Source organism: Xenorhabdus sp. KK7.4, assembly GCF_963876465.1.
Classification (GTDB): Bacteria; Pseudomonadota; Gammaproteobacteria; order Enterobacterales; family Enterobacteriaceae; genus Xenorhabdus; species Xenorhabdus stockiae.
Genome location: NZ_CAWNQF010000100.1, coordinates 186,156 through 198,841 on the forward strand (window position 1 = coordinate 186,156; position 12,686 = coordinate 198,841).

Annotated in this window: 11 protein-coding genes; 7 read left to right on the top strand and 4 right to left on the bottom strand. The window is 40.0% G+C overall.

What is annotated here, in order from left to right:
- Position 1: 1 nt before the first annotated feature.
- Positions 2-463, bottom strand: a complete 462-nt coding sequence (gene asnC / locus AACS90_RS18075; RefSeq protein WP_099110088.1) for a transcriptional regulator AsnC — start codon at positions 461-463, stop codon at positions 2-4.
- 166 nt (positions 464-629) lie between these two features.
- Between asnC and asnA the strand changes: the two genes are divergently transcribed.
- A complete protein-coding gene (gene asnA / locus AACS90_RS18080) occupies positions 630-1,622 on the top strand; it encodes an aspartate--ammonia ligase (protein WP_099121050.1) in 993 nt (330 codons plus the stop codon).
- A 26-nt stretch (positions 1,623-1,648) separates the two neighbouring features.
- Here asnA and viaA read toward each other — a convergent pair whose 3' ends face one another.
- Together viaA and ravA are read right to left on the bottom strand one after the other, a co-directional pair.
- Positions 1,649-3,106: an ATPase RavA stimulator ViaA gene (viaA, locus tag AACS90_RS18085; protein WP_099121052.1), complete on the bottom strand. Its 1,458-nt coding sequence runs from the start codon at positions 3,104-3,106 to the stop codon at positions 1,649-1,651.
- A gap of 4 nt (positions 3,107-3,110) precedes the next feature.
- Positions 3,111-4,613 carry an ATPase RavA gene (ravA, locus tag AACS90_RS18090; protein WP_099121054.1) on the bottom strand — a complete coding sequence of 501 codons (1,503 nt, stop codon included), beginning with the start codon at positions 4,611-4,613 and terminating at the stop codon, positions 3,111-3,113.
- Positions 4,614-4,903: 290 nt separating this feature from the next.
- On the opposite strand from ravA, the gene rbsD reads away from it, so the two are divergent.
- The 6 genes from rbsD to rbsR all read left to right on the top strand — a co-directional run bounded on the left by rbsD (position 4,904) and on the right by rbsR (position 10,800).
- A complete protein-coding gene (gene rbsD / locus AACS90_RS18095) occupies positions 4,904-5,323 on the top strand; it encodes a D-ribose pyranase (RefSeq protein ID WP_099121056.1) in 420 nt (139 codons plus the stop codon).
- Between the two features lie 7 nt (positions 5,324-5,330).
- Positions 5,331-6,887 (top strand): ribose ABC transporter ATP-binding protein RbsA, encoded by a 1,557-nt coding sequence (gene rbsA, locus AACS90_RS18100; protein ID WP_099121058.1) that lies wholly within the window; start codon positions 5,331-5,333, stop codon positions 6,885-6,887.
- Between the two features lie 8 nt (positions 6,888-6,895).
- Positions 6,896-7,873 carry a ribose ABC transporter permease gene (rbsC, locus tag AACS90_RS18105; protein WP_099121077.1) on the top strand — a complete coding sequence of 326 codons (978 nt, stop codon included), beginning with the start codon at positions 6,896-6,898 and terminating at the stop codon, positions 7,871-7,873.
- Between the two features lie 23 nt (positions 7,874-7,896).
- Positions 7,897-8,787 carry a ribose ABC transporter substrate-binding protein RbsB gene (gene rbsB, locus AACS90_RS18110; RefSeq protein ID WP_099121060.1) on the top strand — a complete coding sequence of 297 codons (891 nt, stop codon included), beginning with the start codon at positions 7,897-7,899 and terminating at the stop codon, positions 8,785-8,787.
- Between the two features lie 78 nt (positions 8,788-8,865).
- Positions 8,866-9,795 (top strand): ribokinase, encoded by a 930-nt coding sequence (gene rbsK, locus AACS90_RS18115; RefSeq protein ID WP_099121062.1) that lies wholly within the window; start codon positions 8,866-8,868, stop codon positions 9,793-9,795.
- A 3-nt stretch (positions 9,796-9,798) separates the two neighbouring features.
- Complete coding sequence (rbsR, locus tag AACS90_RS18120; protein WP_193757146.1) at positions 9,799-10,800, top strand: ribose operon transcriptional repressor RbsR; 1,002 nt, start codon at positions 9,799-9,801, stop codon at positions 10,798-10,800.
- Positions 10,801-10,805: 5 nt separating this feature from the next.
- On the opposite strand, the gene mdtD is transcribed toward rbsR, so the two are convergent.
- Complete coding sequence (gene mdtD / locus AACS90_RS18125; RefSeq protein ID WP_099121066.1) at positions 10,806-12,203, bottom strand: multidrug transporter subunit MdtD; 1,398 nt, start codon at positions 12,201-12,203, stop codon at positions 10,806-10,808.
- Positions 12,204-12,686: the final 483 nt, after the last annotated feature.

Here is a 12,686-nt window from a genome sequence, read left to right on the forward strand (position 1 = left end):
ATCAGGGTTTGATAGTCCTCATGATCGGGTTTTGTAGTGAGATCAGTGTTTCCGTTGACTGTATTTCGTCAATAGTTTGGATCTTGTTAATAAGTACATCTTGAAGAGATTCAATAGACCGGCACATGACTTTGATAAAAATACTGTAATGCCCTGTTGTGTAATAAACTTCAACGACTTCATCCAGCATATCGAGCTTTTGTAATGCTGCTGGGTAGTCTTTCGCGCTTTTCAGGATGATGCCAATAAAGCAGCATACGTCAAACCCAAGTTGTTTAGCACTAATATCAACCCGAGTGCCCGAAATAATTCCCGCCTGCTTCATTTTTTCTACGCGGACATGGATCGTGCCGGGGCTGACTGCGAATTTTTTGGCTAGTTCAGCGTAGGGGGTACGCGCGTTATCCATTAAAGCATGAAGTATGTCTCGGTCTAAATTATCGATCTGATAAATTTCTGCCATTTTTAATCCCTATTTTTAAATGATATTCATTTTTATAGTGTAAAAATTATCGTTTATCTGCATTAGTGTATATTTTTATTATCAGATATTGAATTTATACTCTGTTTTGTTGCTTAATATATATCAACAGGACACAGGGTCACTAAAAAATTTAGAGAGCAGCATCATGAAAACATCCTTTATTGAAAAACAGCAGCAGATTAGTTTTGTGAAATCTTACTTTTCACGTCTGCTAGAGAAGCAACTTGGTTTAATCGAAGTACAGGGGCCAATTCTGAGCCGTCTTGGTGATGGTACGCAGGATAACCTGTCAGGCCACGAAAAAGCGGTACAGGTGAAGGTTAAGACACTGCCTGATGCTACGTTTGAAGTGGTTCATTCTCTGGCTAAATGGAAACGTAAGACACTAGGTCGCTTTGGTTTTCAGGCAGAACAAGGATTGTATACGCATATGAAGGCTCTGCGTCCTGATGAGGATCGCCTGACTCCTATCCATTCGGTCTTTGTTGATCAGTGGGATTGGGAAAAAGTAGTGGGTGAAGGTTGTCGCTCACTCGATTATTTAAAACAGACAGTGGGTAAAATCTACGAAGCGATAAAAGAAACACAACAAGCAGTAAGTAAGGAATTTGGTCTGGCACCGTTCCTGCCAGATCAAATTCACTTCATGCACAGTGAAGAGCTTCTGAAACGTTACCCAGATCTGGATGCCAAAGGTCGTGAGCGCGCGGCTGCAAAAGAATTTGGTGCTGTTTTCCTGATGGGAATCGGCGGTAAGCTGTCTGATGGTCAGGCACATGATGTTCGTGCACCGGACTATGACGATTGGACAACAACAAACAGCGATGGTTTTCTTGGCCTGAACGGTGACATTATCGTCTGGAACCCTGTTTTGCAGGATGCTTTTGAAATTTCTTCAATGGGGATCCGTGTTGATGCTGAAGCGCTGGAGCGTCAGCTTGCGCTGTCCGGTGATGAAGATCGCTTGCAGTACGACTGGCACCAGTCTCTGCTGAAAGGTGAGATGCCACAGTCTATCGGTGGTGGTATTGGTCAGTCCCGTTTAGTGATGCTGCTGCTGCAAATGGCACATATTGGTCAGGTTCAGTGTGGTGTTTGGTCACCAGAAGTGATTGAATCTGTCGAAGGTGTCCTGTAATTCTGTTTTTTGAAAGGATTAAGTTTTCAGTGCTGCCACTTTCGCAGTAAACGGTTTGTAATCCCGGTATCAAAGCGCCAGATGTAATCAAATATTCGCATGATACCGGGTTTCCCGTAATTGGATAGGGAGACCGCATGGAAGCGGTGTTGTTGGTGCTGTTGCAGATTTTGTACCTGATGGATTAGATCGTCCGGTAAACGCTGGGCAATGAAATCGGAAATTACAACAGCGTCAGCATCTTTCCAGATGTATGTTTCCATTTTTCCTATTGCCGTTTTCAGGCAGAAGGCCAGATCAGTTCCTCCCCTGAATGTTTGCCCCAGAAAATTTACTGCCTGAGTCAGCCCATTCTGCGATGTTAAGTCATAATGAATGATCTCTGTGGAAAACAGCATGATATGACACTGGCGGTTATCAGCCAGTGCGATACGCATCAAAGCAAGGCAAAATGCTTTTGCACAACGTTCATTGAAGCCTCCCATCGAACCAGAAGTATCCACACAGACAATAAATGGTCCTCTGGGCTGCTTTTCGTTGTGATGATGAATAGCAGGCTTTAAAACAGTTTTTGTTTGCCAACTATTTCCCTGCAAGCGATAGGTCAGTAGTTTTTTTTCAACTAGTCGACAATAAAACTCATACTCCAGCTCTTCAATCCCTAGAATGGCCAATTCTGTAGGCAAAACTCTCAGAATGTCATCACTTTGTTGAAGTCCACTGACTTGCTCTGGCACGGTATCAGGAATGCATTCAGTTTGGGTAAATGGCTCCAGAATTGTGCTGTCTTTAGGTAGTGATTTGGCGGTTTGACTGCGGCCCAATCGTTGAGCTAACTGTTCAAGTTCGGGCTGCCGTCTGAGGAATTTAGCATATTGAGTTAGTAGCGATATGTTATGTTCTGTCAGTTGAAACTGGCCTTTGCTCATATCCCATAGGCATCCAGCAGCTTGATCATTTTCATTGAATATAGGAGCAAGATGATTTGCTATTACTAATCGTTTCTGGATCTCTGTCAGAAAAAGATCTTTTTCTTGTTCCAATAATGTTTTATGAATTGTCGTCGTTTGATGGATCAGACATGCGCGCCAGCGTTGAATAAACAATATGTGCCCAGCTTTGCTGCCCTGAAATGATCGCTGGCATAATTTATAAGCATCATTAGCAAAAGGGGATTGATTTTTTTCTAGCTTTTCAACAAGGTTAGGTGATTTCTGAAAAAACTCAGCAGGTTCCATTATCGTTACTTGTTGATATAAATAAAATTCCTCAGCCAGAGGTGGAGGAATAAAGGTTTCCTCGATCCTTTGCTGCAATGTTTTTCGCCAGTCTGGAATTTCTTTCAGTAATGCTTGTTTTATTCCGGGAAAATTTTTAAAGAAGATGATCAATTGAGGAGTGTTTAAGAATGTTAAGATGATTTCCTCGATCAAATCGCTTTCATTTATGGCGAGTAGAAGATCGAGCGCAGGCAGAGTTAGCATGTCATCACCCCATTTTTGATCTCAATTTCTGAAGCTCTTCGGTTAATTGGGAAAAACTTTGCTCAATATCAGCCAGCCAATGTGGCTCGATAAATAAACAGGGCTGATGCTGGCTAAACAATTGGTGCTGGTGTTGGATTTCATCGCCAATAGATAAGAGTTTTTCCTTCCATTGTGCCTGCTCTTTTTTCAGGGTTATCTGTTTTTGTTCAGATAGACATAACACTGCACTATTTCGGCTGATATCCAGCATTTCAATTTGATTTTTTTTGTTAATTTCAAAAGGAATTTTTTGTAGAAAACCAATTCCATTTAACCGGACAGATAAAGTGTCACTGTTCTTTTTAAGGGACTTTTCCAGATGAGATTTATCTACTTCTATAAAATTAACAGCGAGACCATGTAAATTTAATGAAGGTGACAGAAATAGTGTCAGCTTCTCACCACTTATATTTTCAGGAAGCAAATAGTGAGTATGGTGACCAAAAACTGATAATTTTGTGGTTAGCTGTAAAGGTGGATGAGGGGTTTCATCTTGTCTGGCTTTCATCCACTGTTGGTATAGCACTTCCATTTTATGGGTTAAAGAGCGTTGTTGATAAGCTTGTTCTGTCAGTAAATTATGCAGAAGTTGAGGGGTAAGTTTTAAAGTATTCAAATCGTGCCACAGACAGTCTTTTAGTAGAACGAGATCCAGGGGAGATATAGAGTTTCTTCCGCTGAAAAAAGCACAGGCCTGCAACAAACGAATAGATTTTTTCCAGCGGCGATCCGAAGTGTGAGGAGTATTTTCCATAGCATTAATTTGCTGACGCAGCTGATAGATCAACTCGAAAATAGGGATCGGAAGGGAGATATGGCTGATTTTATTCTGCCATTGATCAAGATCTTCATTGGTAATTTGAAAGTGATCGGGTACAGGATTGGTATTTTCATTGCAGTGATCAGTGAGTAAAGCATGAAAACTTTTCTTTTCCTGAATATTATCCAGCCAAAGCCGGATCAGAATGCGATCATAAAGTGCTTCCAGTCCATTATTGGCATCAGGTAGTTCATTAGAAGCGGTGATCAATAACCTCATTGGTAACTGTTCTTCCTGATTACCATTTCTGAATTTTTTTTCATTTATTGCTGTCAGGAGCGTGTTCAAAATAGCAGGCCCTGCTTTCCAGATTTCATCTAGAAAAACAATTTCTGCTTCAGGTAAATAACCTTCAGTAAGACGCTGGTAACGCCCTTCATCTTTTAACGCCTGAATAGAGAGAGGGCCGAAAATTTCTTCCGGGGTGGAAAAACGTGTCATCAGGTATTCGAAATGACGGGCATTTTGAAAAGCAAATTTTATCCGACGCGCGATCAGGCTCTTGGCTATGCCCGGAGGTCCAAGAAGGAAAACACTTTCTCCACATAAAGCAGCCAGCAGACAAAGCCTGATGGCCTGTCGTCTTTCATACAGCCCACTTTCCAGATACTGACTTAGCCGGGATATTTTCTCAACCAATTGCATATCGTGAACACCATAGCTCAAATAGTAACTTTCCTTTATTTATAGGTAAAAAACTATCTATGCAAAGGTTTTGATGAATATTTGTTGAATTTTTGTTGCGTATGAAAAGAATGTTTAAAAAATCGATTCAGCTTAACTTATTAAATAATTATATTTTTTTGTTGAATATACACTTCAATTAAACGTTTTAATGTTGATCACATTTTCATCTTAATCATGTTGTTTTTGATGTATCTCTTAATATTATGAGTTGCTAGCGAAACGTTTCGCTGACGGAGTTTATATAATAAATGAAAAAAGGCGTTTTACTGAATTCTGATATTTCTGCGGTCATTTCTCGTTTAGGGCATACAGATCAGATTGTGATTAGCGATGTGGGCCTGCCAATACCTAGTTCTACTCAGAGAATTGATTTAGCGTTAACCCAGGGAATACCTGATTTATTATCTGTATTAGATGTGGTTGTTCAGGAAGTACAAGTCGAAGCCGCCATTTTGGCGGCTGAGATTATTGAGCATAACCCTCAGGTACATGAACAAATTATTAAATGTATTACAGAACTTGAGATAAAACAGGGCAATAAAATCACGATAGAATATGTCAGTCATAATGTTCTGAAAGAAAAAACAGAAAAGAGCAAAGCAGTGATCCGTACAGGGGAATGCTCACCTTATGCCAATATCCTTCTGTGTTCTGGTGTAATCTTCTGAGGTTAGTATGGAACCATTGCTGGAATTAAATGGGATCGATAAATCTTTTCCAGGGGTCAAAGCTTTGTCAGGTGCAACATTGCGAGTTTATCCTGGGAAAGTTATGGCATTGGTAGGAGAAAATGGTGCAGGAAAATCCACCATGATGAAGGTACTGACTGGTATCTATACTAAGGATGCTGGCTCAATTTGTTACCTTGGAAAGAATGTGGTTTTTTCCGATCCTAAAGCATCTCAGGAAGCTGGAATTGGAATTATTCATCAAGAGCTTAACCTTATTCCACAACTGACTATCGCGGAAAATATTTTTCTGGGGCGTGAATTTGTCAATCAGTTGGGAATTATCAATTGGAAAAGAATGTATCAGGAAGCGAATTATCTGCTGAAAAAGTTAAATATCAGTAGTAATAGTCATTGCTTAGTATCTGAATTATCTATCGGTAATCAGCAATTAGTTGAAATTGCTAAGGCACTCAGCTTCCAGTCTAAAGTCATCATTATGGATGAACCAACGGATGCCCTGACTGATACTGAAACTGAATCTTTGTTCCAAATTATACGAGAATTGAAAGCTCAGGGATGTGGTATTGTCTATATTTCTCACCGCTTGAAAGAAATTTTTGAAATTTGCGATGATGTTACCGTATTTCGTGATGGTCAATTTATTGGTGAGCAGCCAGTTTCCACCCTGAAAGAAGACTCATTGATAGAAATGATGGTGGGGCGCAAGCTGGAAGACCAATACCCTCGTTTGGATTTGCTTCGTGGGAAAAAACGATTAGAGGTCGTAAATTTATCTGGTTCTGGGATTACAAATGTTAGTTTCTCGTTATATAGAGGAGAAATTCTCGGAATATCTGGATTGATGGGAGCAGGTCGTACTGAATTAATGAAGGTTATTTATGGTGCATTACCGAAAACTGAAGGTGAAATTAAATTAGATGGCAACACCTTAATAATTCGTAATCCGCAGGAGGGACTATCCAGCGGCATTGTTTATATATCAGAAGATCGCAAGAGTGACGGGTTGGTGTTGGGGATGTCAGTAAAAGAGAATATGTCTCTTACAGCATTATGTTACTTCAGCCGAACACCCTGCCGTTTATGCCACTCCGCTGAACAAAAATCTGTTTCTGATTTCATCAAATTATTCAATATAAAAACTCCATCAATAGAACAACCAATTGGGTTGCTTTCAGGTGGTAATCAACAGAAAGTTGCAATTGCCCGTGGCTTAATGACTCGTCCAAAAATTCTGATCCTTGATGAACCGACAAGAGGAGTTGATGTAGGGGCGAAGAAAGAGATTTATGAATTAATTAATCAGTTTAAAAAAGATGGATTGAGTATCATTTTAGTCTCTTCGGATATGCCTGAAGTGGTAGGAATGAGTGATCGAATTCTGGTGATGCATGAAGGTAGTATAAGTGGGGAATTTAGTTCGGATAATTTATCTCAGGAATCGTTGATGGCAGCAGCTGTTGGTAAACAATATACCCCAGATAATTTATTTCAGAATGAATTAACTGTAAGTAATACAACACAGTGCTCAAATAGTGGTTAAAAATGATAATGGACATAAATTCTAGTGAAAAACTAACCACCAGACGGTGGATTACAAAAACAAGGTTAATGGAACAGAAATCACTAATTGCACTATTAATATTGATTGCTGTTGTTTCCTCTTTCAGCCCCAATTTTTTTACTCTGAATAATCTCTTTAATATTCTCCAGCAAACCTCTGTCAATGCCATTATGGCAGTGGGAATGACATTGGTAATTTTAACCTCAGGGATAGATTTATCTGTTGGTTCTCTATTAGCACTGACAGGCGCTGTAGCTGCTTCAATGATTGGTAATGATGTCAATGCATTGTTAGCTGTGGTGGGAGCTTTAACTCTTGGGGCTGCAATTGGTGCATGCACTGGATTTATCATCTCGAAAGGTAAAGTTCAGGCATTTATTGCAACTCTGGTTATGATGTTGTTATTGCGTGGTGTAACCCGCGTGTATACCGATGGAAGCCCAATCAATACTGGCTTTAATGACAATGCAGATTTATTGGGTTGGTTTGGTATTGGACGTCCATTGGGAATACCGACTCCAGTTTGGATTATGCTGCTGGTTTTCATCGTTGCATGGTTCATCCTTCATCATACTCGCCTTGGCCGTTATATTTATGCTTTAGGTGGAAATGAACCTGCAACACGTTTGTCAGGTATTAACGTTGATAAAATAAAAATAATTGTTTATTCCTTATGTGGTTTATTGGCAGCATTGGCCAGCATTATAGAAATAGCCCGACTATCTTCTGCTCAGCCTATGGCTGGAAGTGGTTATGAACTGGATGCCATTGCTGCTGTGGTTCTGGGAGGAACCAGCCTGGCGGGAGGTAAAGGCCGGATTATAGGTACATTGATTGGTGCACTGATTTTAGGTTTTTTAAATAATGGTCTGAATTTATTAAATATTTCTTCTAACTATCAAATGATCGTCAAAGCAGTTGTTATTTTACTGGCGGTCTTAATTGATAACAAAAGTAGTAAATAATCTTACCCTACAGGAAAAACAACATGAAATTGAATAAATTGGTAACTGTTTTATCTGTGGTTACCTTATATGTTGCTATGAGTGCTAATGCGTTGGCAAAAGACTCCATAGCATTGGTAATTTCAACATTGAATAACCCTTTCTTTGTCACTATGAAAGATAGTGCAAAGAAAGAAGCTGATAAACTGGGGTATAACCTGATTATTCTGGATTCACAAGATAATCCAGCTAAAGAGCTAGCTAATGTACAGGATTTAATTGTTCGTGGTACTAAATTGATGTTGATTAATCCAACAGATTCAGATGCTGTTGGTAATGCAGTCATTATGGCAAATAACGCAAATATACCGGTTATTACCCTTGATCGTATAGCCAACAAAGGAAATGTTATCAGCCATATTGCTTCTGATAACCGCTTGGGAGGCCAAATGGCAGGAAATTTTATTGCCGAAAAATTAGGTAGTAAGGTGAAAGTTATTCAGCTAGAAGGTATTTCTGGTACTTCGGCAGGGCGTGAGCGTGGAGAAGGGTTTGCTCAGGCAGTTAAAAAACACCAATTTGACATGCTGGCTAGCCAACCTGCTGATTTCGATCGTACAAAAGGGCTTAATGTCATGCAGAATCTGTTGACTGCGCAACCTTCAGTACAGGCAGTCTTTGCCCAAAATGATGAAATGGCACTAGGTGCACTGCGTGCATTACAGACCGCAGGGAAAAAAGATGTCTTAGTTGTTGGATTTGATGGGACTGACGATGGAATAAAAGCAGTCGAGGCAGGTAAATTAGATGCTACTATTGCACAACGCCCTGAACAGATCGGTATTATCGGTATTCAGACTGCAGATAATGTACTGAAAGGTAACAAAGTTGATGCCACAATTCCGGTCGAATTGGAATTGATTATCAAAGAATAGACCTTATTAAGGTGAGGTGATTAGTCCTAATTATCTACATTTTCATTGAACAGGAATTATGAAACAGGAATAAATGTAATGAGTGTGGCAAAACTAGCAGTGATGGGCAGTATTAATGTCGATCATATATTGAACATCAAATTTTTTCCTCAGCCAGGAGAAACTGTACAGGGAAAACAGTATCAGGTGGCATTCGGCGGAAAAGGAGCAAATCAGGCGGTTGCTGCTGGTCGCTGTGGAGCTGATATTACATTTATTGCCTGTGTTGGTCAGGACGATGTTGGTAAAAATATCTGCCAACAATTGGTGAAAGATAATATCAATACTTCTGCAATTAGGATGATAGAAGGTGAATCAACTGGTGTCGCACTGATTTTTGTTAATCAGCAGGGCGAAAATATTATTGGCATCAATGCAGGTGCGAATGGCTCACTTACACCTGAATGTATCCATCATCATGAAGTAGTAATCAAAGAAGCTGATGCTCTGTTGTTACAACTTGAAATACCATTGAATACTGTCCTACTGGCTGCGGAGATGGCGAAAAAACATCTAACTAAAGTGATTCTGAATCCTGCGCCAGCCCAAAAAGTCTCAGATAAGCTACTTTCTTTGGTGGATATTATCACTCCTAATGAAACAGAAGCAGAGCATCTGACCGGAATTGCAATAACAGATAATACTGAAGCAGGAAAAGCAGCTCAGTTTTTGCATGATAAAGGTATTGAAACAGTTATCATCACGTTGGGTAGTCGCGGAGTATGGCTTAGCGAACAAGGCAAACAAGGGAAAGTGATTTCTGGGTTTCCGGTAAAAGCCATTGATACGGTAGCTGCAGGAGATACATTTAATGGAGCTTTAGTGACAGGATTATTAGAAGGTCAAGAAATTTTGTCTGCAATTCGTTTTGCCCATGCAGCGGCAGCAATAGCAGTGACCCGTCGCGGTGCACAGACTTCCATTCCATGGCGAAGTGAAATTGATGCATTTCTGGCTGAACAGAGTTAATCAGTGGCGACCATGAAAGATGTTGCCCGTATTGCGGGCGTATCTACATCGACAGTTTCTCATGTCATTAACGGTAATCGTTATGTCAGTGAAAGTGTGAAAAAGAGAGTCCATGCTGCTATTGAGGAATTAAATTACGCTCCTTCTGCATTGGCAAGAAGTTTGAAAATAAAACAGACCAAAACTATTGGTATGTTAGTAACAACTAGTGATAACTCATTTTATTTTGAGGTTGTCAGAGGAGTTGAAAGAAGTTGTTACGAGAGAGGCTATAGTTTAATCCTATGTAATACTGAAGGTGATTCAGTACGGTTAACCCGAAATATGGAAACATTGTTGCAAAAGCGGGTTGATGGTTTATTGATCATGTGCTCAGAGCATCAATCTATATCTAAGGATTTTTTGCTACGATATCCACTCGTACCTATTGTTACAATGGACTGGTCTCCTTTTGATGCCTCTAGTGATGTTATTAAAGATAATTCACTAATAGGAGGAGAGCTGGCGACAAATTATCTAATTAATAAGGGATTTCGTAAAATAGCTTGTATTGCTGGTCCACAGGATAAAACACCCGCTATACAACGTTTATCTGGATATCAAAAAGCAATGCAAAATGCTGGGATTGAGATTCCTGATGGTTACGAAATTTACAGCAATTTTGAGTTTTCTGGTGGTTTTTCATCAATGAAGCAATTACTACAATTGTCTGATCCTCCTGAAGCCGTCTTTGTTGGTAATGATGCTATGGCCATTGGAGTTTATCAGGCCCTATATCAAGCCGGGATTTCTATTCCTGAAGATATATCTGTTATTGGTTATGATGATATTTCTATAGCTTCCTATCTGACACCTCCACTAACAACCATCCATCAACCAAAAGATGAATTAGGTAAGTTAGCCATCGATATGCTGCTTTACCGAATGGATAATCCAGATAGTAAGCCAAAACAATTAGTATTGACACCAGAACTTATTGAACGAAATTCAGTACGTGAGCGTTGATAACATCATTTTTTAGGTCGCTTTTTCTTAACCAAGTTGATGCCATCCTCTTTCTTTAAGAGCAGAAAGATAAAGGCAGAAGTTAGCGTAATCATACCTATCGTGAGAAAGGTATAGTGAAAGTGATCTATAGTAGAACCATAACTCGTTGCTTCATAAAATCTCAGGATTGCTGCACTAACTGTAACTCCTAAGCTAATGGATAATTGTTGAGCCACAGCCAGCAGGCTATTTCCGGCACTTGCATTATTATCATTTAGATCACCAAGAGTAATTGTGTTCATCGCTGTAAATTGGGTAGACATAACCATTCCTAATATGAATAGAGGGATAATCAAAAACGCGAGTGACAGTTCTGGGGATTGCAGCGAAAACTGGGCAATCATGAGACCGATAATGATTGTGATCCAGAGAAGGGTGTTTCTATATCCAAATAGAGATAGTATCCGAGTGACAAAAGATTTAGCCAGAATAGCGCCAATGGCATTTGGAGCCATCATAATACCTGCAATAATGGCAGAGTAACCAAAACCTACCTGTAGCATCAGCGGAATAAGAAAAGAAAGTGATCCTGTGCTTAAACGTGTCGCAATATTACTACCGATACCAACCGAGAATGTCCTGGTTTCAAATAAACTAAGACTAATAAGTGGGTTAGGATGTCTTTTGGCATAAAAGCAATACCCGAAGAGCATCATAATCCCCGAAGCGAATACTACAGCTGGAACATAGTTCGGTAATGAGCTATTACCAAATAAATCCAGACTGACTGAAATCATCACTAAGCTTGAACTGAACATCACGAATCCCACAAAATCAAAGGGACTTTTTGGCATAGTAAAGTTGGGCATATGTTTTTTGGCGTAAATAATGCCTAGTAAGCCAATGGGGATATTGATAATGAATATCCAGTGCCAAGTTGCATAAGTTACTAATACCCCACCAAGCAGGGGGCCTAAAATAGGGCCTACTAATCCAGGCATCGTGACAAAATTCAGCACAGATAATAGTTCGCTGCGCGGATAAGCCCGTAATAAAGCCAAACGAGCAACGGGCATCATCATTGCGCCGCCGATTCCCTGCACAACGCGTGAAATGACTAAAAAAGAAAGTGAACTGGATAGTGCACAAGCAAGAGAACCCAAAGAAAATAAGGACACGGCATAAATGAAAACCCGCCGGGTACCAAACCTATCTGCTAACCACCCACTGACTGGAATCAACATTGCTACAGTTAATGTGTAACTGACAATAGCTGGCTGCATTGCTAATGGAGAGTGATTTAGGCTTTTTGCAATTGCCGGAAGTGCGGTATTCAGGATTGTTGCATCCAGGGATTGCATAAAAAAAGCCATTGCTGCAATCCAAGGCAATCCGGACATGCTGCGCGCAGATTTGACCATTAGATGTCCTGTGATGTTGTCATGATGGTTATTTGGTATCTAAGTATCATTTTAATGCATAAAAATATACCCAGTAGATTTCTAGTTTCTTTGCATGAATTTTAAAATCGCTTTAGATGTCATCAATAATTGAATTCAAAATGAACATTTTTGCTGAATTTGTTGAAAAAAAAAACGAACGAAAAAAAAATGCAAAAAAACTATTGTCAGGGCCGAAAAACTCCCTATAATGCGCCACCACTGACCGACGCTGAGCTGAGACACGCCGCGCAGGACAGCGGAACGAAAGCGAAAATAAACGCTTGACTCCGGAGGCAAAAAGCGTAAGATACGCAGCCTCGCAACCCGGAACGAGAGGTTCGGTTGCACCGCTCTTTAACAACATAATCAGACAATCTGTGTGGGCACTCGCAAGACACTATCGACAGCCGAAAGGCAAAAAAGATTAAAGTCTTGAAGAGTGACTGAAACAGTTAATTCATT